This window comes from Acidovorax sp. SUPP1855 (assembly GCF_030158955.1).
In the GTDB taxonomy this organism is placed as follows: domain Bacteria; phylum Pseudomonadota; class Gammaproteobacteria; order Burkholderiales; family Burkholderiaceae_C; genus Paracidovorax.
Genome location: NZ_BQXI01000001.1, coordinates 167574 through 189568 on the forward strand (window position 1 = coordinate 167574; position 21995 = coordinate 189568).

Sequence of the window (21995 nt, forward strand, 5' to 3'; positions counted from 1 at the left end):
CCGGGGATTTCCCGATTTGCTATTGAAAAGTGAGCAACCAAGGCAATCAAAACGCCGGCATACCCGCTGAAACACTGCCATAGAACTTTCCCGACACCGCGGCACTCAGTCCTACCCATGAAACGCTGGCCCCTCCTTTCATCCATCGCCCTCGCCATGGCCGTCACGGCAGGTTGCGCCACCCTCGACGCCAAGCAGCGCGAGTGGATCTTCCAGCCCAGCGACCGCGCCTGGGGCGGTGCCCAGTCCACCGACGACATGGAAGACGTCTGGATCGCATTCGACTCGCAAGCCACCGGCAAGGCCGAGAAGCTGCACGGCCTGTGGCTGCCGGCCGCCAAGGCCGATGCGCCCGTGCTGCTATACCTGCACGGCGCGCGCTGGAACGTGTCGGGATCTGCGGGCCGCATGCGGCGCATGCAGAGCATGGGGTTCTCGGTGCTGGCAGTCGACTACCGCGGCTTCGGGCGCAGCAGCGCGGCCCTGCCGTCGGAAACCACGGCCCTGGAGGACGCCCGCGCCGCGTGGGACTGGCTCGCGCAGCGCGCACCCGACCAGCCGCGCTACATCTTCGGCCACTCGCTCGGCGGCGCCATCGCCATCGACCTGGCGACGATGGTGAACGACGAGAAGGGCACCATCGTGGAAGGCACCTTCACCAACATCCCCGAGGTCGTGGCCACGTTCAAATGGGGTTGGCTGCCGGTGTCGGGCCTCATCACGCAGCGCTTCGAGTCGGCGCGCAAGGTGGCCCACATCGGCTCGCCCCTGCTGGTGGTGCACGGCAGCGACGACAGCTTGATCCCGCCCACCCTCGGCCGCAAGCTGTACGACGCCGCGCAGGAACCCAAGCGCTTCGTGCTGGTGGAAGGCGGCACGCACCACAGCACGAACACGGTGGGCGAGCCGCAGTACCGCGCAGCCCTGGCGGACCTGTTCCAGGTGTACTGATCCGGCCGGCGTGCGCAGGCAAAGGCCGCCTGCGCACCGGGTTGGGCGATGCCCATCTGGTAGGCTCGCCCGCATGTCCGTTCCCCCCTTCGCCGCGGCGGGCCAGGAGCCGCCGGCCGTCGCCGTCGCGCCGGGTCTGGCCATCACCGTGCTCGCGCTGCTGCTGAGCCTGCAGCCCGTCACCACCGATCTCTACCTGCCTGCGCTGCCCTCCCTCACGCGCAGCCTGGACGCGCCCGTGGCGTCCGCCCAGCTCACGCTCAGCGCGCTGCTGCTGGCCTTCGGGTGCTCGCAGCTCGTCTGGGGGCCGCTGTCGGACCGCTTCGGCCGACGGCCGGTGCTGCTGGCAGGTCTTTCCATCTACACCCTGGCATCCATCCTGAGCGTGCTCGCCCCGTCGATGCAATGGCTGATCGGCTGGCGCGTGGCGCAGGGCGCGGCCATGGGCGCGGTGGTGATGTGCGCCCGCGCCATCGTGCGCGACCTCTACACGCCGGCGCTGGGCGCGCGGGCGATGTCGCGGGCCCTCACCGGGCTGGGCGTCGCGGCCAGCCTGTGCGCACCGGTGGGCGGGCTGCTGACGGAGTGGCTGGGCTGGCGCGCGGCGCTCTCGGCACTCACCGCCTACGGTGTGGCCACGCTGGCCGTGGTCGCCCTGGGCCTGCCCGAGACGCTGGCGCAGCGCAACCCACACGCCCTGCGACCGGCCACGCTGGCACGCACCTGGGCCACGGTGCTGCGGCACCGCACGTTCTGGGCCTATTCGCTGCTGACCACGGCCAGCTACGGCGGGCTGTTCACGTTCCTGGCGGCATCGTCGTTCGTCTTCATCGAGGCCCTGGGACTGTCGCGCCCGCAATACGGCGCCGTGCTGCTGTCGACCGCGCTGGCGTACCTGGTGGGCACGGTGCTCTGCCGGCAGCTGCTCGCGCGCCTGGGCGTGCGGCGCACCGTGGCGGTGGCCGGCGCCGTCAGCCTGCTCGGCGGCACGCTGATGGCCGCGGCGGCCTTCGCCGGCTGGCATGCGCCGCTGGCACTGCTGCTGCCGATGTGCGTGTTCATGGTGGCGCATGGCATCCACCAGCCCTGCGGGCAAAGCGGTGCGGTGGGCCCGTTTCCACAGGCGGCCGGCGTGGCCTCGGCCCTGAACGGCTTCATGATGATGCTGGTGGCCTTTGCCGTGGGCCGATGGGTCGGCGCGCGGCTGGACGGCACCGTGTGGCCGCTGGTGCACGGCGTGTGGGCCTGCTCGGCCGCGCTGGCGCTGACCGCCTGGACGCTGGTGCAACGACACGGAGAGCCCCATGCGCCTGCCTGAAACGCTGCCCTGCATCGCGCTGGCCGGCCCCACCGCCTCGGGCAAGACGGCGGGCGCCCTGGCGCTGGCCGCATCGCTGGCGCCGCATTGCCCGGTGGAGATCGTGAGCGTCGATTCGGCGCTGGTGTACCGCGGCATGGACATCGGCACGGCCAAGCCGACGCCCGCCGAACTGGCCGCGGTGCCGCACCACCTGATCGACATCCGCGACCCGTTGCACGCGTACAGCGCGGCCGAGTTCGTGGCCGATGCGACCCGCCTCATCGTGCAGATCCGCGCCCGCGGCGCGCTGCCGCTGCTGGTGGGCGGCACCATGCTGTACTTCAAGGCCCTGCTGGACGGCATCGACGACATGCCGCCCGCCGACCCCGCCGTGCGCGCCGAACTGGAGGCCCAGGCCGCCGCCATCGGCTGGCCCGGCATGCACGCCGAACTGGCCCGCGTGGACCCGATCACCGCCGCGCGCCTGGCACCGGCGGACAGCCAGCGCATCCAGCGCGCGCTGGAGGTGTGGCGCATCGCAGGGCAGCCGCTGTCGAGCTTTCATACGATTAAAAAAGGAGCAGAAGACAGCGCCAATACGGCGGTGGATGCCCTTTTCTCTCTGGAACCCGAAGACCGCGCCTGGCTGCACGGGCGCATCGCCCAGCGCTTCGACGCCATGCTGGACTCGGGCTTCGTCGATGAGGTGCGCCGGCTTCGGGCGCGCGGCGACCTGCACCCCGACCTGCCCTCCATGCGCTGCGTGGGCTACCGCCAGGCCTGGGAGGTGCTGGATGCCGAGGCGGCCACCGGCACGCTCGATGTGGCAGGCCTGCGCGAACGCGGCATGGCCGCCACCCGCCAACTGGCCAAGCGCCAGGTGACCTGGCTGCGCAGCATGCCGGCACGCCACGCCATCCCCTGCGATGCCCCCGGCGCCACCGAGCGGCTGGTGCAGGCCGTGCACCGTCGGCTGGCCGACCAGGCCGCGGCATGAGCGCCGCACCGCACGGCACCGCAGGCCCGGCGACCGCCGTGCTGCGCGTCGAACAGCTGGGCAAGCGCTACGGCGAGGCCGATGTGTTCGCGCAGGTGGACCTGGCCGTGCACCCGGGCGAGTTCGTGGCCATCGTGGGCGAATCGGGCGTAGGCAAGTCCACGCTGCTCAACTGCCTCGCGGGCCTCGATACCTGGGACACGGGCCGCATCGTGCACGGCGGCATCGACCTGTCCACGCTGGACGACACGCAGCGCGCCCTTTGGCGGCGCGCGCACGTGGGCTTCGTGTTCCAGGCCTTCCACGTGCTGCCGCACCTGGACGTGGCGCAGAACGTGGCGCTGCCGCTCATGCTGCTGGGCCGTGCCGATCCGGCACGGGTGGCACACATGCTGGCCGCCGTGGGCCTGGAGGGCCTGGGCGATCGCCTGCCCCAGCAACTGAGCGGCGGACAACTGCAGCGCGTGGCCATCGCCCGCGCGCTGGTGCACCGCCCCGCCCTGCTGCTGGCCGACGAGCCCACGGGCAACCTCGATCCCGCCACGGCCGCCCGCGTGATGGACCTGCTGCTGGCCCAGACGCGCGAACACGGCACGGCGCTGGTCCTGGTCACCCATTCGGACGCCGCCGCGGCCCGGGCGGACCGGCGGCTGCGCCTCACCGCCAGCGGCATGGCACCTTCCGCCGGCCAACCCGGTCCGGTTGTGCCGCCCACGACCTGACCGGCACTGCCCCCCATTCCCATGCTCCGCCTGCTGCGCACCTTCTCCTGGCAGGAACTGCGCCACCACCCCTGGCGCGCCGCAGCCGCCGTGGCCGCCGTCATGCTGGGCGTGGCGTTGGCCTTCGCGGTGCATGTGATCAATGCATCGGCCCTGTCCGAGTTCGCGCAGGCCGTGCGCAGCATCAACGGCCAGCCCGACCTGGAACTGCGCGCCACGCAGGGCAACCTGCCCGACGCGCTGTATGGCCCGGTCGCCAAGCATCCGCTGGTGGCACGCGCCGGGCCGGTGCTGGAAACGTCCGCCCAGGCCAGCCTGCCCGGAACGGCGGGGTCCGCGGCGGTGGCCTTGCGCGTGCTGGGCGCCGACGCGTTGCTGCTGCCGGCGATGGCCCCCGCCCTGGTGCCCAGGGCCTTCGAAGGCGCCGACCGGCTGGCGCTGCTGGCGCCGGCCACGGTGTTTCTGAACGGCGCGGCCCTGCAGGCACTCGGGCTGCGCGGCGATGCCGTGGTGCCGGCACTGCAGCTGCGCACGGGCCTGCAGGTGCACACGGTTCGCGTGGCGGGCACGGTGGCTGCGGGCGGCGCGCCGCTGGCCGTGATGGACATCGGCGCGGCGCAGGACCTGTTCCAGCGCGGCGGGCAACTGAGCCGCATCGACGTGCAGCTGCGCCCCGGCGCCAGTGCCGACGCCTTCCGCCAGGCGCTGCAGGCCCTGCCCGGCGCATCAGCCGGCGTGGCCGTGCTGCAGCCCGGGGATGCCACCGCGCGCACCAGCAATCTGTCGCGCGCCTACCGCGTCAACCTGACCGTGCTGGCGCTGGTGGCGCTGTTCACCGGGGCCTTCCTCGTGTTCTCGGTGCTGGCCCTGAGCGTGGCGCAACGCGCGCCGCAGTTCGCCCTGCTGGCCGTGCTGGGCGCCACGCCCCGACAGCGACTGGCCCTGGTGCTGGCCGAGTCGGCGGCGCTGGGCGCGGCAGGCAGCGCCGCGGGCATCGCGCTGGGCACCGCGCTGGCGGCCCTGGCGCTGCGCTGGCTCGGCGGCGATCTGGGCGGCGGCTACTTCGCCGGCGTGCAGCCGGCCCTGCAATGGAGCGCGCCGGCCGCGCTGCTGTATGGCCTGCTGGGCCTGGCCGCAGCGCTCGTGGGCGGCTGGTGGCCTGCCCGCGCGGCCCAGCAGTTGCCGCCCGCGCAGACGCTCAAGGGCCTGGGCGCAGCACTGGGCGGACCGCAGCGCGGTGGGCTGGCGTTGCTGCTGATGGCGGGCGGCGCACTGTTGGCCGGCGCGCCGCCCGTCTTCGGCATTCCGCTGGCCGCCTATGCCTCGGTGGGCCTTTTGCTGGTGGGCGGCATTGCCCTGCTGCCGTGGATCGTGGGCGGGCTGCTGCGCGGGCTGGCCCCCCTGGCCGGGCGGCACCTGCTGCCCTTGCTGGCGCTGGAGCGCGCGCGCCGCACGCGTGGCACCGCCGCCGTGGCGGTGGGCGGCGTGGTGGCCAGCCTGAGCCTGGCCGTGGCGCTCACGGTGATGGTGAGCAGCTTTCGCGGATCGGTCGGCCAGTGGCTGGATGCGGTGCTGCCCGCGCCGCTCTACCTGCGCCTGGCCAGCACGGCGGGAGCCACCGCCGGGGTGGACGATGCCGCGGCCTTTCCCCCCGGCTTCGACACCGCGGTGGCCCGGCTGCCGGGCGTGGCGCGCGTGCAGGCCCTGCGCACCAGCAGCCTCTTGCTGGACCCCGCCCGCCCCGCCATCGCACTGCTGGCCCGTCCGCTGGACGGCGACCCGGCCCAGGCGCTGCCGCTGGTGGGCACGCCGCTGCCCGTGCCGCCGGGGCGCATCGGCGTGTACGTGAGCGAGGCAGTGCTCGACCTGTACGGCGTGCAGCCCGGCATGGACTGGCCGGCGCTTTCGCAGTCTTTTCGGCCGCTGGCACAAGAAAGTTCCCGGCAGGTTGCTCCGTTTTTCATAGCAGGTGTCTGGCGCGACTATGTGCGCCAGTTCGGCGCGGTGACGCTGGACCGTGCGGACTTCGTGCGCCTGACCGGCGACACGCTCACGAACGACCTGGCGCTGTGGCCACGACCGGGTGCGGACGAGGTGGCGCTGCGCCAGTCGATCGAGCGGCTGGCCAGTGCCTCATCGGACGCAGCGGCAGCGGGCGGCACGGCGATCCCGACGGGGGGGGCGCTGGAATTCGCCTCGGCGGCGGGCATCCGCGAGCGCTCGCTGCGCATCTTCGACCGCAGCTTTGCCGTCACCTACTGGCTGCAGGCGGTGGCGATCGGCATCGGCCTGTTCGGCGTGGCCGCCAGCTTCAGCGCCCAGGTGCTGGCGCGGCGCAAGGAATTCGGGCTGCTCGCGCACCTGGGCCTGACGCGCCGGCAGGTGCTGGCCGTGGTGGCCGGGGAAGGCGCCGCGTGGACCGCCATCGGCGCCGTGGCGGGCACGGTGCTGGGCCTGGCCGTGTCGGTGGTGCTGGTGCACGTCGTCAACCCCCAGAGCTTTCACTGGACCATGGACCTGCGGGTGCCCTGGCTGCGGTTGCTGGCCCTTTGCGCCGCCGTGCTGGCCACCGGCACGGTGACCGCCTGGCTGGCAGGGCGCGCGGCCGGGGGACGGCAGGCGGTGCTGGCGGTGAAGGAAGACTGGTAGGCGGGACTGACCTGCATCAACGAAAGCGTGATCTGCCTTCACCATGGGCGTTTTCCCGAGTGATGCACCATCGTCACAGGCGTTAAATTTTGTTTGCAAGACAGTATTTATTTAGCGATGATTCGGTGTCGATAGTCAATTAGAAAACCGCAATGCGGACTCTCACGGACATGGTTGACCGGGCAGGAGTGACCCGGTCGTCGAGCCTGTCCGGTCAAATCAAGGAATTCGGTATGAAACAAGCATTCGGGCGGCTCCTGGTTGGGTTGACGACCGCTTTGGTCCTGTGCAGCCCCGCTGCCGCGCAATGGGTCTTTCCACCCGGCTCGTCGCTCGACGTTCCCGCGGGAGGCCAGACGGATCTGGGCTGCTCCGCGCTCGACATGCAAGGCACGCTGAACCTCAATGGCGGCACGGTGACCGTGGACACCGACGCCACCTTCAGCTCGGGCTCCAACGTCACGGGCAGCAATGGTGTGATCTCGGTGGGCGGCAACCTCATCTCCGGCGGCAACATCAATACCGGCAACAACACCGTGGTGCTGCGCGACGGCTGCGATCCCGGCAACACCAGCCAGATCAGCGGCAACTTCGTGTTCCAGAATCTGACGCTGTCCAGCACCACCGGCCGCACCTTCGTGCTGCCCGCCGGCACCAACATCACCGTGCTGGGCACGCTCACCGTGCAGGGCGCTCCGGGACAGAACGTGTAGCTCGTGTCGTCCAACGGCACGACGGCCGTGGTCAACCTGGGCCCCAACGCCACCGTGGTGCGCAACTTCGCCACGGTGACCGGCACCGTTCAGTTGGGTGCATTGCCCAATCTGGCCGCCATTCCCACCCTCAGCGAGTACGGTCTGATGCTGCTTTCGCTGCTGATCGGCATGGCCATGTTCTGGAAGCGGCGCGACATTGAGGCGCATGCTCGCCGGATCAGCTGACGGGCATCGCCAGCGGATCCAACCGCTGGAAAAAAGACATTCAACACACTGCTAGACAAGAGAGGGTTTCACCATGTCCAAGAGTCGCCCGCACCGCTACTGGGCCGTTCCCGCACTGAGTTCCGTCCTGGCCCTGCATGCCGCCGGTGTGCTGGCCGCGGACATCACCGTCACGCCCCCTGCCGGCGGAGGGTTCGTCGTCAAAGGCCAGGGCGGCCAGGAACGCCTGCGCGTGCAAGGCACGGGTGAGGTCTATGTGCCCGGCCTGTCCGCCTCGCCCACCAACGCCAGCCTGACTTGCTACAACGCCGCCACGGGCCAGCTGACGCAATGCGCCCCAGGTGTGGGCACCGGCGCGACGGGCGCCACCGGAGCCACGGGGGCCACCGGCCCCACCGGCGCGACGGGCCCGGTGGGAGCTACCGGGGTGACGGGTGCCACCGGCGCGGGTGCGACAGGCGCCACGGGGGTCACCGGTGCCACTGGCGTCACGGGTGCGACCGGCGTGACGGGAGCCACCGGCGCGACAGGGACGACCGGGGCCACGGGCACGACCGGCGCCACGGGCGTGACGGGGGCGACAGGTCCGACCGGTGTCACGGGCGCCACGGGCGTGACCGGTGCGACGGGCCCCACCGGCACGACGGGGCCGACGGGGCCGACGGGGCCGACGGGGCCGACCGGGCCTCAGGGTACTCAAGGCAATCAAGGGGTTCAGGGCATCCAGGGCGTTACGGGGCCGACGGGTGCCACCGGCGCGACTGGAACCACGGGCGCCACTGGTGCCACGGGCGCGACCGGTGCCACGGGCTCTGGAGGAGGCCTGATGTGGAATACCGCAGCCGCCTTGCCCTCCACGTCGGACGCGACGATCTTCCTGCCCATGGGCGTGAGCGGACTCGCGGGAGGTGGTTATGACTTTTCTGCCTGTACCGGCGGGCCGGCCAGTGGATGCCCAATCAATCCGACGGTCTACGCCAATGCCTCATCGCCGGTGTACAAGACCTGCACGACCAAGTCGCTGTATGTGCGCAACTACACCAATCAGTCAGGCACGCCGTTGGCAATGACAGTGACTCTGTTCCGCAGCGGCACGGCCACGGCGCTTGCTTGCACCGTCGCGGCGACTCGGGCCGCAACCTGCACCAGCAGCTCGGCCGTTGTGCTGGACAGCAGCGCGGACACCGTAGCATTGCAGGTCAGCACGACCAATAGTGGTGGATTTCAGACCTCGGCCCCGGCCGCTATCGAAGGCGTGTTGTCTGCCACAGTCTACTGCGAATGAGCCATTGACCCGGTCTGCTGGACTGCAGCGGCGCAGCCACTGACTTGCGCTGCAACATGCGCCCTCGCATCTGCCTCAACATGATCGTGAAGAACGAGGCACCGGTGATCACCCGGTGCCTCGCTTCGGTGCGGCCGTTCATCGACCATTGGGTCATCGTGGACACGGGCTCCACGGATGGTACGCAGGACATCGTTCGCCGCTTCATGCAGGACCTTCCCGGCACCCTGCACGAGCGCCCGTGGAAGAACTTCGCGCACAACCGCAACGAGGCACTGGAACTGGCCCGGCCGCACGCCGACTACCTGCTGTTCATCGACGCCGATGAGCAGCTGCGCATGCCGGCGCAGTACCGGTGGCCTGCGCTCGACGCGGACGGCTACCTCTTCCTGTGCGACATGAACGGCTGGGAATACCAGCGCAACAGCATGGTGGCCACGCGCGTGGACTGGCGCTGGGAAGGCGTGCTGCACGAATACCTGGCCGCGCCCGCGCACGGGCCCTGGCAGACGCTGGCGGGCCCGGTCATAGAGGTGGCCCATGACGGCGCGCGCGGGCGCGATCCCGACACCTACCTGCGCGACATCGCGGTGCTGGAGCAGGACCTGCGCGAGCACCCGGACAACACCCGCAATGTGTTCTATCTGGCGCAAAGCTACCGCGACGCGGGCCGCCTGCAGGACAGCCTGGAGTGGTACCGCCGCCGCGCTGGCATGGGCGGCTGGGAAGAGGAATCCTGGTACGCGCTGTTCCAGGTGGCGGTACTGACCGAGCGCCTGCAGATGCCCGACAGCGCGGTGCGCGACGCCTACCTCGCCGCCTACGCACAGCGGCCCCAGCGCGCCGAACCCTTGTGCGAACTGGCGCGCTACCACCGCCTGCGGTCGGAGTTCGCGCTGGCGCACCTGTATGCCCAGCAGGCCGCGCGCATCCCGAGGCCGGCGGACATCCTGTTCGTGGACGGCGCGGTGTACGCCTGGCGCGCGCTGGATGAACTGGCCGTCAGTTCCTTCTACGCCCCCGGCGCGCAGGACCAGGGCCGGGACGCCTTGCGCCAACTGCTGCGCGACCAGCGCTTTCCGGCATCGGAGTCCGCGCGCATGCAAGCCAATCGCACGTTCTACGGGCTGTGATGAGCCGCTGAGGGACGGTCACAGGCATTGCGGCGCACCCCGCCGGCCACCCACCACGAGACGGTCTGCCGACCTCAGCCACTGCGCCATGGGGCCGGCCCTGTGCAGGCCCCGATCGGTCTGCGCCAAGCGCTTTTTTTCGCGCGGTGACAATGGCTGGATGCGCCTGCCTGCTTTCGTCGTCCGCCTCACCGCCCGCCGCACCCTGCGCGCGCAAGGCCACCCGCCATGCACCCCATGAAACCGCCAGCGCCCCCCGCCCCGCCCGCCGGCTGGACACGCCGCGCCTGGTTCGCGGCCACGGCCCTGGCCGGCGGCGCGCCCTGGCTGCCCGCCCACGCCCTCGCGCCCCGCACGCTGGTGTTCCCGCAGGACCACGGCAGCCATCCGGCGCTGCGCACCGAGTGGTGGTACATCACCGGCCAGGCGCGCGCGGCGGGGCGGCTGTGGGGGTTTCAGGTGACGTTCTTTCGCTCGCGGGTCGAGGCCGCCCAGTCGCTGCAGTCGGCCTTCGCCGCCAAACAACTGGTGTTCGCGCATGCCGCGCTGACCGACCTGGGCGGCGCCGCGCTGCACCATGACCAGCGCATCGCGCGCGCCGGCTTCGGCATCGCCGGAGCCAGCGAAGCCGACACCGACATCCGCCTGGGCGACTGGACGCTGGCTCGCACGCTCCGCGGTGCGGGGAGCCGCTATGCGGCCCAGGTTCGCGCGGCCGACTTCGCGCTGGAACTGCAGTTCGACACCACGCAGCCCGTGCTTCTTCAGGGCGCACAGGGCCTGTCGCGCAAGGGGCCGGACGCCACCCAGGCCAGCTACTACTACAGCCAGCCCCAAATGTCAGTGACCGGGGACTTGCAACTCGCGGGCCGGCGCATGGCCTTGGAGGCCGCGGCACCGGGCAGCCTCGACAACCGCGCCTGGCTGGACCACGAATGGAGCGACGCGCTGGTGCACCCCGATGCCGTGGGCTGGGACTGGATCGGCATGAACCTGCAGGACGGCAGCGCGCTCACGGCGTTTCGCCTGCGGCGCGGCGACGGTTCGGCGCTCTGGGCCGGCGGCTCGCTGCGCGCGGCCGGGGGCACCACGCAGGTGTTCGGGCCGCAGGCCGTGGCGTTCACCCCGCAGCGCCACTGGACCAGCCCCGCCAGCCAGGCACGCTACCCGGTGCAGTGGCGCGTGGACACGCCGGCCGGATCGTTCGAAGTGCATGCGCTGCTGGACGCGCAGGAGCTGGACAGCCAGGCCTCGACGGGCGCCATCTACTGGGAGGGCCTGAGCGAACTGCGGGACGGGGCCGGCCGCGCGGTGGGGCGCGGCTACCTGGAGATGACCGGCTACGCCCGGCCGTTGCGGCTGTAGCCGCAACAGGCCGATGCGCACCACCTCGGAGTCAGCCGCGCAGCCCGCGCGCTTTACGCCCCCTTCGGCTCAGGCCTTGCGCCCGGCGCGCCGCGGCAGGCGCGCGATGATCTCGCCCATGATCCCGCGGCGGAAGGCCAGCACGCACACCACGAAGATGAGGCCGGTGACCATGGTGACCGACTCGCCCAGGGTGTTGAACCAGTCCACGCCCGTGATCGAAGCGACCAGGTGCCCGAACTCGCCGATCTTGTTTTCCAGCAGCACGACCACGGCCGACCCGACCAGCGGGCCCGACAGCGTGCCCAGGCCACCCACCAGCGTCATCAAGATGACCTGGCCCGAGGCCGTCCAATGCACGTCGGACAGCGTGGCGAAGCCCAGCACCAGGGTCTTGAGCGAGCCCGCCAGCCCGGCGAGCGCGGCCGAGATCACGAAGGCCAGCAACTTGAAGCGGTGCGTGTCGTAGCCCAGTGAAATGGCGCGCGGCTCGTTTTCCTTGATGCTCTTGAGCACCTGGCCGAACGGCGAGTGGATGGTGCGCACGATCAGCAGGAAGGCCAGCACCACCACCACCAGTGCCACGTAGTACATGGTGAGGTCGCTGGACAGGTCGATGAGCCCGAACAGCTTGCCGCGCGGCACGCCCTGCAGGCCGTCCTCCCCGCCCGTGAACGGCGCCTGCAGGCAGGCGAAGAACAGCATCTGCGCCAGCGCCAGCGTGATCATCGAGAAATAGATGCCCTGGCGCCGGATGGCCAGCCAGCCGAACAGCAGCCCCAGCAGCGCGCCGCCGGCGGTGCCGGCCAGCAGGCCCAGCTCGGGCGTGAGGCCCCAGACCTTGATGGCGTGGCCGGCCACGTAGGCCGCGCCGCCCAAAAAGGCCGCATGGCCGAACGACAGCAAACCGGTGTAGCCCAGCAGCAGGTTGAATGCCGAGGCGAAAAGCGCGAAGCACATGAGCTTCATCACGAAGACAGGGTAGGCGCCCAGGAAGGGCGCCGCCAGCAGGGCGGCGAGCAGCAGGCCGTAGCCGATGGGGGCGAGTTTTTGGGAGTTCATGCGTGCGGCCCCTGCTTATCTCTCTTTGCCGAACAGGCCGGCGGGGCGGATGAGGAGAACGATCACCATGATGACGAACACCACGGTGGAAGAGGCCTCGGGATAGAACACCTTGGTGAACCCTTCGATCACGCCCAGGCCCAGCCCGGTCAGGATCGAGCCCATGATCGAGCCCATGCCGCCGATCACCACCACGGCGAACACCACGATGATGAGGTTCTGCCCCATGAGCGGCGTGACCTGATAGACCGGTGCGGCCAGCACGCCGGCGAACGCGGCCAGCGCCGCACCGAACGCGTAGGTGAGCGTGATCATCACCGGCACGTTCACGCCGAAGGCCTCCACCAGGCGCGGGTTCTCGGTGCCGGCGCGCAGGTAGGCGCCGAGCTTGGTCTTTTCGATCACGTACCAGGTGCCCACGCACACCACGAGCGAGGCCACCACCACCCAGGCGCGGTAGTTGGGCAGGATCATGAAGCCGAGGTTGGTCGCGCCTTCCAGCAGTTCCGGCGTGTCGTACCCCAGCCCCGAGACGCCGTAGATGGAGCGGAACACCCCCTCGATCAGCAGCGTGAGCCCGAGGGTCAGCAGCAGGCCGTAGAGGTGGTCGAGCTTGTAGATCCAGCGCAGCAGCAGCCGCTCGATCAGCACCCCCAGGATGCCCACCACCACTGGCGCGGCCAGCAGCATCACCCAGTAGTTGATGCCCAGGTAGGTCATGCCCATCCAGGTGAGCATCGCGCCCAGCATGAACAGCGCGCCGTGCGCGAAGTTGATCACGTTGAGCAGGCCGAAGATCACCGCCAGCCCCAGGCTGAGGATGGCGTAGAACGACCCGTTGACCAGCCCCAGCAGAAGCTGGCTCAACAGGCCCGGCAGTGAGACACCGAAGATTTGCATGGGAGGGCGCGAGTGGCGGTGAAGCGGTGAAAAAAGAGGGTCAGCGGAACGGGCTGCGCGTCATGGGTGTCATTTCCAGGCCGCGCACTTGCTCTCGGCCTGGGTGGCGAACACTTCCTCGCCGGGCAGCTTCTTGACGAGCTTGTAGTAGTCCCATGCGCCCTTGGATTCGGCCGGCGACTTCACCTGCATCAGGTACATGTCGTGCACGTAGCGGCCATCGGGGCGCAGCGTGCCGGAGCCGAAGAAGTCGTTCATCTTCATGCCGCGCCAGGCCTGCATCACCTTGTCGGCATCGGTGCTCTTGGCGGCTTCGACGGCCTTCAGGTAGTTCATGGTGGCCGAGTAGTCGGCCGCCTGGATCTCCGTCGGACGGCGCTTGGTCTTTTCCATGAACTTGTCGGCGAACTTGCGCGTGTCGTCGTTCAGGTCCCAATACCAGCTCGTCGTGAACTGCAGGCCCTCGGTGGTCTTGAGGCCCAGGCTGTGGATGTCGCTGAAGAAGATCAGCAGGCCGGCGAGCTTCATGCTCTTGCCGATGCCGAACTCCTTGGCGGCCTTGATGGAGTTGATGGTGTCGCCGCCCGCGTTCGCCAGGCCCAGCACCTGGGCCTTGGAGTTCTGCGCCTGCAGCAGGAAGGACGAGAAGTCCGAGGCGTTGAGCGGGTGCTTGACGCTGCCCACCACCGTGCCGCCCTTGGCCTTGACCACCGTGCTCGCATCGGCCTCCAGCGCGTGGCCGAACGCGTAGTCCGCCGTGAGGAAGAACCAGCTCTTGCCCCCGCCATCGACGATGGTGGCGCCCGTGCCCTTGGCCAGCGCCACGGTGTCGTAGGCGTAGTGCACGGTGTAGGGGCTGCACTGCTCGTTGGTGAGTGCCGAGGTGGCCGCGCCGTTGTTGATGAACACGCGCTTTTTCTCCTGCGCCACCTTGGCCATGGCCAGGGCCGTGCCCGAGTTGGTGCCGCCGAACACCAGGGTCAGGCCCTGCGTGTCGATCCATTCGCGCGCCTTCGATGCGGCGATGTCGGCCTTGTTCTGGTGGTCCGCGCTCATCAGTTCGATGGGCATGCCCAGCACCTTGCCGCCGAAGTCGTCGATGGCCATCTGGATCGCCACCGCGCCGTTCTTGCCTTCCACGTCGGCGTACAGGCTGGACATGTCGGTGATGAAGCCGATCTTGACCTTGTCCTGGGCGTGCACGGCCGATGCGGCCAGGCCCAGGGCGCCCAGCACCAGGGCCAGTCGGGTGAGTTGTCTGTTTTTCATGGCTTTGTCTCCTGATCTCGGATGTGTTTTTTTCGATCGTGCGCGTCAGCTCATTTCCACAGCGCGCATTTGCTCTCGGCCTTGGTGGTCCACACCTGGTCGGCGGGCAGCTTGCTCACGACCTTGTAGTAGTCCCAGGGCTCCTTGGATTCGGCGGGGGCCTTCACCTGCACCAGGTACATGTCGTGCGCGAAGCGGCCGTCCGGGCGGATCACGCCCTTGCCGTAGAAGTCGTCGATGGGCGTGGACTTGAGCTTTTCCATCACCTTGTCGGCATCGAGCGTCTTGGCGGCTTCCACGGCCTTCAGGTAGTTCATGGTGGCCGAGTAGTCGGCGGCCTGGATGTCGGTCGGCATGCGCTTGGTCTTGGCGAAGAACTTGCGGCCGAAGGCGCGGGTCTTGTCGTCCAGGTTCCAGTCCCAGCTGGTGGTGAGCAGCAGGCCTTCGGTGTTCTTCAGGCCCAGGCTGTGGATGTCGGTCACGAAGACCAGCAGGCCCGCCATCTTCATGGTCTTGTTGATGCCGAACTCGCGCGCGGCCTTGATGGCGTTGATGGTGTCGCCGCCGGCATTGGCCAGGCCCAGGATCTGCGCCTTGGAGTTCTGCGCCTGCAGCAGGAAGGACGAGAAGTCCGACGCGTTGATCGGGTGCTTCACGCTGCCCACCACCTTGCCGCCCTTTTCCTTGACCACCTTGGCCGTATCGGCCTCCAGCGCGGCGCCGAACGCATAGTCGGCCGTGAGGAAGAACCAGTCCTTGCCGCCCTGCCCCACGATCGCGCCGCCCGTGCCCTTGGCCAGCGCCACGGTGTCGTAGGCGTAGTGCACGGTGTAGGGGCTGCACTGCTCGTTGGTGAGCGCGGAGGAGCCCGCGCCGTTGACGATGAACACGCGCTTCTTCTCCTGCGCCACCTTCGCCATCGCCAGGCCCGTGCCCGAATTGGTGCCGCCGAACAGCATGGTCAGGCCCTGCGTGTCGATCCACTCGCGCGCCTTCGATGCGGCGATGTCGGCCTTGTTCTGGTGGTCCGCGCTCAGCAGCTCGATGGGCTGGCCCAGCACCTTGCCGCCGAAGTCGTCGATGGCCATCTGGATCGCCACCGCGCCGTTCTTGCCTTCCACGTCGGCGTACAGGCTCGACATGTCGGTGATGAAGCCGATCTTCACCTTGTCCTGCGCCTGCGCGGAGAACGTCGCGAGGCCCGCGGCCCCGAGCAGCACGGCGAGCGCCTTGAGGTTCATCTTTTTCATGTCGTTGTCTCCTTGGGTCTTCGATGGAAAGGGGGATCGGGGTGCTCTGGGCAAAGGCGGTGGTCGAAGCCGTCCCGCGCCGGGTCAGACGCCCAGCAGTTCGTTGAGCACGGGCATCTTGGCCTGCAGCTCGGCGGCGCCGAACTGCTCCACGATGCGGCCGTGCTCCATCACGTAGAAGCGGTCGGCCAGCGGCGCGGCGAAGTGGAAGTTCTGTTCCACCATCACCACGGTGTAGCCCTTCTGGCGCAGCGTGGTGATCATGCGGGCCAGGGCCTGCACGATCACCGGCGCCAGGCCTTCGGAGATTTCGTCGAGCAGCAGCAGCTTGGCACCGGTGCGCAGGATGCGCGCCACCGCCAGCATCTGCTGCTCGCCGCCCGACAGGCGCGTGCCCTGGCTGTGGCGGCGCTCGGCCAGGTTGGGGAACATGGCGTAGATCTCGTCGACCGACATGCCCTGCGTGCCGGTCTTGAGCACCGGGGGCAGCAGCAGGTTCTCTTCGCACGACAGGCTCGCGAAAATGCCGCGCTCTTCCGGGCAATAGCCCACGCCCAGGTGGGCGATGCGGTGAGTGGGCATCTGGATCGTTTCCTGACCATGGATGCGCACGGAGCCCTTGCGGGCGCCCGTCAGCCCCATCACGGCACGCATGGTGGACGTGCGGCCCGCGCCGTTGCGGCCCAGCAGGGTCACCACCTCGCCGGGCTGCACCGTGATGTCCACACCGTGCAGCACGTGCGACTCGCCGTACCAGGCCTGCAGGCCACTGATTTCGAGGGCCGGCGCGCTCATGCGTGGGCCCCTTGCAGCTGGCCATCAGTGGTGCCCATGTAGGCCTCCATCACCTGCGGGTTGCGCGAGACCTCTTCGTACGGCCCCTCGGCCAGCACGGCGCCGCGCTGCAGCACGGTGATGCGGTCGGCGATCGTGGAGATCACCTTCATGTTGTGTTCCACCATGAGGATGGTGCGGCCGGCCGAGACCTTCTTGATGAGCTGCGTGACGCGGTCCACGTCCTCGTGGCCCATGCCCTGCGTGGGCTCGTCCAGCAGCATCAGCTCGGGCTCCATGGCCAGCGTGGTGGCGATCTCCAGCGCGCGCTTGCGGCCGTAGGGCAGGTTCACGGTGGTCTCGTCGGCCAGGTCCTGCAGGCCCACTTCGGCCAGCAGCTCCATCGCGCGGCCGTCGAGCTGCTGCAGGCTGCGTTCGCTGCGCCAGAAGTGGAACGCCGTGCCCAGCTTGCGCTGCAGGCCGATGCGCACGTTCTCCAGCAGCGTGAGGTGCGGGAACACGGCGGAGATCTGGAACGAGCGGATCACGCCGCGCCGCGCGATCAGCGCGGGCCGCTCGCGCGTGATGTCCTCGCCGTTGAAGCGGATCACGCCGGAGGTGGGCTCCAGGAACTTGGTCAGCAGGTTGAAGCAGGTGGTCTTGCCAGCGCCGTTGGGACCGATCAGCGCATGGATGGAGCCCCGGCGGACCGCGAGATTGACATCGCTGACCGCGGTAAAGCCTCTGAACTCTTTGGTCAGGCTGTGGGTTTCGAGAATGACGTCGCTCATTGCGCCTTGGCCGCTCCGTGGTGGTGCTGGGCGGGGCGCTTCGCCCGGGGGAGCGAGGCACCCTGGCCTGCGTTAGGTTGCACCGCATCCTAAGGCGCGCGCCCGCTGCGCAGATACTGGGACAAATGCCTATGTATAAACGCCTACCCGGCCGGCCGGCCGGCACCGCCCCCTCGGGGACGCCCGGGCGCGGTCCGGCGCACGCCTTCCGCCCTAGGCATGGCTTTGGATAAAAGCCGCTCCATGCCTTAGATCCAATTGCCCCGAAAGCTATCAAATTAATAGCAAACCTGTTTGGCGGCAGGCTTCATGGCAAGGCGCATGCCGATCCGGGCGCGGACTCCTACACTGCGACCATGCCCTCCTCCTCCCCCACCCCCGGCGCCCCGCGCTCGCTCGGCGGCCTGCTGCCCTTCCTCCGGCCCTATGCCGGTCGCATTGCGCTCGCGCTGGTCTTCCTGGTGCTGGCGGCGCTGGCCACGCTTGCGTTTCCCCTGGCACTGCGCGAACTCATCGACGGCGGGCTGGTGGGCGCCACGCGCGGCGAGCAGGCCATGGCGCTGCGCGAGCATTTCGGGCTGCTGTTCGCCGTGGCCGTGGCCCTGGGGCTGTTCTCCGCCGCGCGTTTCTACACCGTGAGCTGGCTGGGCGAGCGGGTGACGGCCGACCTGCGCAACGCCGTCTATGCGCACGTGCTGGAACAAAGCCCGCAGTTCTACGAAACCACGCAGACCGGCGAAGTGCTGTCGCGCCTGACCGTGGACACCACGCTGGTGCAGACCGTGGTGGGCTCGTCGCTGTCGATGGGCCTGCGCAACGCGGTGATGGGCGTGGGGGCGCTGGGGATGCTCGTGTGGACCAACCCGTACATCATGTCGGTGGTGTTCGCCGCCATCGTGGTCGTGGTGCTGCCCACGCTGTGGATCGGCCGCTGGGTGCGCCGCCTTTCCCGGGCCAGCCAGGACCGGGTGGCCGATTCCAGCGCCATCGCGGCCGAGGTGCTCAATGCCGTGCCCGCCGTGCAAAGCTACACGGCGGAATCGCGCGAAGCCCGCCGGTTCGAAGCCTCCACCGAGAACGCCTTCCAGACCGCCGTGCGCCGCAGCCGGGCCCGCGCGGCGCTGGTGGCCTTCATCGTGATCGCCAACGCGGCGCTGCTGCTGTGGGGCCTGTACCGGGGCACGCAGGCGGTGCTGGCGGGCGAGATGTCGGCCGGCCACCTGGGGCAGACGGTCATCTACGTCATGTTCCTTGCGGGCGCCGTGGCCGTGCTCGGCGAGGTGTACGGCGACCTGCTGCGCGCCGCCGGGGCCACCGAACGGCTCATGGAACTGCTCGCCAGCCGATCGCCCATCGCCAGCCCCGCGCAGCCCGCGGCGCTGCCGGACACGGGCGGCGGGCTGCGCGTGGACTTCGACCGGGTGGCTTTCCACTACCCCTCGCGACCGCAGTCACCCGCGCTGCGCGGCTTCGACCTGCACCTGTCGGCCGGCGAAACCGTCGCGCTGGTGGGCGCCAGCGGCGCGGGCAAGACCACGGTGTTCCAGTTGCTGCAGCGCTTCTACGACGTGGATGCCGCAGGCGGCGGCATCGCGCTGAACGGCGTGGACATCCGCCGCCTGGCGCTCGGCGACCTGCGCGCCCACGTGGGCATCGTGCCGCAGGACGCTGTGATCTTCTCCGCCTCGGCCCTGGACAACATCCGCTACGGCCGCCCCGGTGCCACCGAGCAGGAAGTGCAGGAGGCCGCGCGCGGCCGCCTTCGCACACGAATTCATCGCGGCCTTGCCCGAAGGCTACGGCACCTTCCTGGGCGAGCGCGGCGTGCGCCTGTCCGGCGGGCAGCGCCAGCGCATCGCCATCGCCCGCGCCTTGCTCAAGAACCCACCGCTGCTGTTGCTGGACGAGGCCACGAGCGCGCTCGATGCGGAAAGCGAGCGCATGGTGCAGGCCGCGCTGGACGCCGCCATGCATCGCCACAGCGGCCAGCGCACCACGCTGGTCATCGCGCACCGGCTGGCTACGGTGCAGAACGCCGACCGCATCGTAGTGATGGACCAGGGGCAGATCGTGGAGGAAGGGCGCCATGCGGACCTGGTCCGGCAGGGCGGCGTGTACGCACGGCTGGCGGCCCTGCAGTTCACGCAGTGAAGGCCGGCGGGCCGAGGCCTGCCATCCGGTCGGCGATGCCGACGGACGCACCGGCAGGCGGCTACTGCAAGGTTTCTTTGGCCGCGTCCGGAAGCACCAGGGGCAGCACGGCGATCCCCTCTTCCAGCAGTTCGGCCGCTTCCTGGGCGCTGGCCTGGCCGCGGATACCGCGCTCTTCGGTTTCGCCGTGGTGCATGCGGCGCGCTTCCTGCGCGAAGCGCGGCCCCACGTCCTCGGTGTGGGCCACGATGTGCCGGGCCACCCGCAGCCACGCGGCCTGCAGGGCGGAATCGCCCGGGGGCATGGAAGGGGATGGGTGGGCCACCGCAGTGCTGCCAGCACCGTCCTCGGGGGCGCGCGGGGCAGCCGGGTTGGGCGTTGCGCCCAGGTTGAGGCGCGGGGCGCTCAGGCCCTTGCGGATCTCGATGCTGCCGCACAGGGGGCATTGAACGAGATCGCGCGCCAGCTGGCTCTGGAAATCGGCCTCGGACCCGAACCAGCCCTCGAAGGCATGGCCCTGTGCGCAATGGAGATCGAGCACTTTCATGGCAATGGGAATGGAGCAGGCAACGAAGGCAGCCAGCCGGCGATGCGCAAGGCCTCAGCCCTTGTTGCGCCGCAGCAGGTAGCGGTAGATGAACCCGGGAAACGCCAGCGTGATGAACAGCGTGGCGGTGATCGCGTAGAACTCCCACTGCTGGGGTGCGATCTGCCCCACGCGGCGCTCCAGCAGCAGCGCGACGCCACCGACCAGAAAGTACAGCAGTGCCATCTCGCCCAGGCGCATCGCCATGGGCTTGGTGGGCGCCGCCTTCGGGCCCACCAGCAGCCAGCGCTGGCTGAAGAACGGCAGGTTGGCCCCGATGGCCGCCAGCACGATCACCAGCCAGATGGACGCGGTGGCGGACACAGGAGGGGCAACGGTCTTGAAGAGAGAAACCCGGGAGCGCTCAGGTCGCCAGCGCGCGCACGACGGCGTCGGCGCACAGCGCCATCAGGCCGCCGGGCAGGAGGCCCAGCACCAGCACCAGCGCGCCATTGAGCGTGAGCACCATGCGCACGTCCAGCGGGGCCGACACGTTCGCGGCGGTGAGCGGCGCATCGAAGTACATCACCTTCACGACGCGCAGGTAGTAGAAAGCGCCGATCAGCGACATCACCACCGCGAAGACGGCCAGGGCGATGTACAGCGTCTGGCCCGAAGCCACCAGGGCCTGCAGCACCGACAGCTTGGCGTAGAAGCCCACCAGCGGCGGCAGACCGGCCAGCGAGAACAGGCACACCGCCATCACGCCGGCATACAGCGGGCTGCGCTGGTTCAGGCCCGCCAGGTCGGAAATCTCTTCGCTCTCGAAGCCTTCGCGGGCCAGCAGCAGGATCACGCCGAAGCTCGCCAGCGTGGTCAGCACATAGCTCACCACGTAGAACATGGAAGAGCTGTAGGCGTTCTCGACCGCGTTGGCATCCACGTTGCCGTTGACCACGCCCGACAGCAGGCCCAGCAGCACGAAGCCCATCTGCGAGATCGTGGAGTACGCCAGCATGCGCTTGAGGTTGGTCTGGGCGATGGCCGCCAGATTGCCGACCAGCAACGAGCCGATGGCCAGCACCGCGAGCATCTGCTGCCAGTCGATGGCCAGCGGCAGCAGCCCGTCCACCAGCAGGCGGATGGTGATGGCGAAGGCCGCCAGCTTGGGCGCGCCGCCGATGATCAGCGTCACGGCCGTGGGAGCGCCATGGTACACATCGGGAATCCACATGTGGAACGGCACCACGCCCAGCTTGAAGGCCAGGCCTGCCACCACGAACACCAGGCCGAACACCAGCACCTGGTGGCGAATCTGGCCGGAGTTGACCGCCTTGAACACCTGGCCGATGTCGAGCGAACCGGTCGCGCCGTAGATCATCGACAGGCCGTACAGCAGGAAGCCACTCGCCATCGCGCCCAGCACGAAATACTTCATCGCGGCCTCGGTCGAGGTTGCATGGTCGCGGCGCAGGGCCACCAGCGCATAGCTGGACAGCGTGAGCAATTCCAGGCCCAGGTAGATCACCAGGAAGTTGTTGCCCGAGATCATGATGAACATGCCCAGCAGCGCGAACATCGACAGCGTGAAGAACTCGCCGCCGCGCAGCATGTCGCGGTCGCCGGCATAGGGGCGGCCATAAACGAGCGTGACCATCATGGCCACAGTGGCGAAGCACTTGAGCCAGTTGCCCATGGCATCGCTCACCACCATGTTGCCGAAGCCGTAGAACGTGTTGCCGGTGTTGGCATACAGGGCCTGCAGCACGGCCACCACGGTCAAGGTGAGCATGGTGAGCACATAGGTGCCCGTGCGCCGTGGGCTGGTCACGCCCAGGTCCACGAGCGCGATCACGCAGGCCATGACCAGGAGCACGATCTCCGGATACACCGCCAGCCAGCTGATGTTGTCAATCATCTCGAGTCTCT

Annotated in this window: 19 protein-coding genes and 1 pseudogene; 11 read left to right on the top strand and 9 right to left on the bottom strand. The window is 69.3% G+C overall.

The genetic code is table 11. The features are described 5' to 3' along the window. The first annotated feature begins 117 nt into the window (after positions 1-117). The 10 genes from AVMA1855_RS00775 to AVMA1855_RS00820 all read left to right on the top strand — a co-directional run bounded on the left by AVMA1855_RS00775 (position 118) and on the right by AVMA1855_RS00820 (position 11343). Entirely contained in the window at positions 118-951 is an 834-nt protein-coding gene (locus AVMA1855_RS00775; protein ID WP_284424227.1) for an alpha/beta hydrolase, read from the top strand. A gap of 73 nt (positions 952-1024) precedes the next feature. Beyond that, positions 1025-2269: a multidrug effflux MFS transporter gene (locus tag AVMA1855_RS00780; protein ID WP_284424228.1), complete on the top strand. Its 1245-nt coding sequence runs from the start codon at positions 1025-1027 to the stop codon at positions 2267-2269. Continuing rightward, on the top strand, positions 2256-3248 hold the full coding sequence (gene miaA / locus AVMA1855_RS00785; protein ID WP_284424229.1) for a tRNA (adenosine(37)-N6)-dimethylallyltransferase MiaA: 993 nt from the start codon (positions 2256-2258) through the stop codon (positions 3246-3248). The genes AVMA1855_RS00780 and miaA overlap by 14 nt, the downstream gene beginning before the upstream one ends. Then, positions 3245-3970 carry an ABC transporter ATP-binding protein gene (locus AVMA1855_RS00790; RefSeq protein ID WP_284424230.1) on the top strand — a complete coding sequence of 242 codons (726 nt, stop codon included), beginning with the start codon at positions 3245-3247 and terminating at the stop codon, positions 3968-3970. The genes miaA and AVMA1855_RS00790 overlap by 4 nt, the downstream gene beginning before the upstream one ends. 21 nt (positions 3971-3991) lie before the next feature. Beyond that, positions 3992-6619 (top strand): ABC transporter permease, encoded by a 2628-nt coding sequence (locus tag AVMA1855_RS00795; RefSeq protein WP_284424231.1) that lies wholly within the window; start codon positions 3992-3994, stop codon positions 6617-6619. Positions 6620-6852: 233 nt separating this feature from the next. Further along, positions 6853-7332, top strand: a complete 480-nt coding sequence (locus AVMA1855_RS00800) for a hypothetical protein (protein ID WP_284424232.1) — start codon at positions 6853-6855, stop codon at positions 7330-7332. Positions 7333-7335: 3 nt separating this feature from the next. Beyond that, positions 7336-7560 (top strand): IPTL-CTERM sorting domain-containing protein, encoded by a 225-nt coding sequence (locus AVMA1855_RS00805; protein WP_284424233.1) that lies wholly within the window; start codon positions 7336-7338, stop codon positions 7558-7560. Positions 7561-7633: 73 nt separating this feature from the next. Beyond that, complete coding sequence (locus tag AVMA1855_RS00810) at positions 7634-8845, top strand: collagen-like protein (RefSeq protein ID WP_284424234.1); 1212 nt, start codon at positions 7634-7636, stop codon at positions 8843-8845. 56 nt (positions 8846-8901) lie between these two features. Beyond that, positions 8902-9978, top strand: a complete 1077-nt coding sequence (locus tag AVMA1855_RS00815; RefSeq protein WP_284424235.1) for a tetratricopeptide repeat-containing glycosyltransferase — start codon at positions 8902-8904, stop codon at positions 9976-9978. Positions 9979-10215: 237 nt separating this feature from the next. Further along, positions 10216-11343 carry a lipocalin-like domain-containing protein gene (locus AVMA1855_RS00820; RefSeq protein ID WP_284424336.1) on the top strand — a complete coding sequence of 376 codons (1128 nt, stop codon included), beginning with the start codon at positions 10216-10218 and terminating at the stop codon, positions 11341-11343. Between the two features lie 69 nt (positions 11344-11412). Here AVMA1855_RS00820 and AVMA1855_RS00825 read toward each other — a convergent pair whose 3' ends face one another. The 6 genes from AVMA1855_RS00825 to AVMA1855_RS00850 all read right to left on the bottom strand — a co-directional run bounded on the left by AVMA1855_RS00825 (position 11413) and on the right by AVMA1855_RS00850 (position 17389). Further along, positions 11413-12405 (bottom strand): branched-chain amino acid ABC transporter permease, encoded by a 993-nt coding sequence (locus AVMA1855_RS00825; protein WP_272568006.1) that lies wholly within the window; start codon positions 12403-12405, stop codon positions 11413-11415. 15 nt (positions 12406-12420) lie between these two features. Next, a complete protein-coding gene (locus tag AVMA1855_RS00830; protein ID WP_272568004.1) occupies positions 12421-13305 on the bottom strand; it encodes a branched-chain amino acid ABC transporter permease in 885 nt (294 codons plus the stop codon). Positions 13306-13374: 69 nt separating this feature from the next. Continuing rightward, positions 13375-14574, bottom strand: coding sequence for an ABC transporter substrate-binding protein (locus tag AVMA1855_RS00835; protein WP_284424236.1), 1200 nt, complete (start codon positions 14572-14574; stop codon positions 13375-13377). A gap of 50 nt (positions 14575-14624) precedes the next feature. Then, entirely contained in the window at positions 14625-15824 is a 1200-nt protein-coding gene (locus tag AVMA1855_RS00840) for an ABC transporter substrate-binding protein (protein ID WP_272568000.1), read from the bottom strand. A gap of 84 nt (positions 15825-15908) precedes the next feature. Further along, the gene (locus AVMA1855_RS00845; protein WP_272567999.1) at positions 15909-16619 is read right to left on the bottom strand and encodes an ABC transporter ATP-binding protein; all 711 of its coding nucleotides are present in this window, start codon (positions 16617-16619) and stop codon (positions 15909-15911) included. Then, on the bottom strand, positions 16616-17389 hold the full coding sequence (locus AVMA1855_RS00850; RefSeq protein WP_272551665.1) for an ABC transporter ATP-binding protein: 774 nt from the start codon (positions 17387-17389) through the stop codon (positions 16616-16618). Before AVMA1855_RS00850 ends, AVMA1855_RS00845 begins: the two co-directional genes overlap by 4 nt. A gap of 356 nt (positions 17390-17745) precedes the next feature. Here AVMA1855_RS00850 and AVMA1855_RS00855 point away from each other — a divergent pair. Further along, positions 17746-19540, top strand: a pseudogene (locus AVMA1855_RS00855) (ABC transporter transmembrane domain-containing protein). 61 nt (positions 19541-19601) lie between these two features. On the opposite strand, the gene AVMA1855_RS00860 reads toward AVMA1855_RS00855, so the two are convergent. From AVMA1855_RS00860 to nuoN, 3 genes are read right to left on the bottom strand one after another with little or no spacing between them, the layout of a single operon-like run. Further along, positions 19602-20087 (bottom strand): DUF1178 family protein, encoded by a 486-nt coding sequence (locus AVMA1855_RS00860; protein WP_284424237.1) that lies wholly within the window; start codon positions 20085-20087, stop codon positions 19602-19604. A gap of 54 nt (positions 20088-20141) precedes the next feature. Continuing rightward, positions 20142-20450, bottom strand: coding sequence for a DUF2818 family protein (locus AVMA1855_RS00865; RefSeq protein WP_272567997.1), 309 nt, complete (start codon positions 20448-20450; stop codon positions 20142-20144). A gap of 40 nt (positions 20451-20490) precedes the next feature. Next, complete coding sequence (nuoN, locus tag AVMA1855_RS00870) at positions 20491-21984, bottom strand: NADH-quinone oxidoreductase subunit NuoN (protein ID WP_284424238.1); 1494 nt, start codon at positions 21982-21984, stop codon at positions 20491-20493. Positions 21985-21995: the final 11 nt, after the last annotated feature.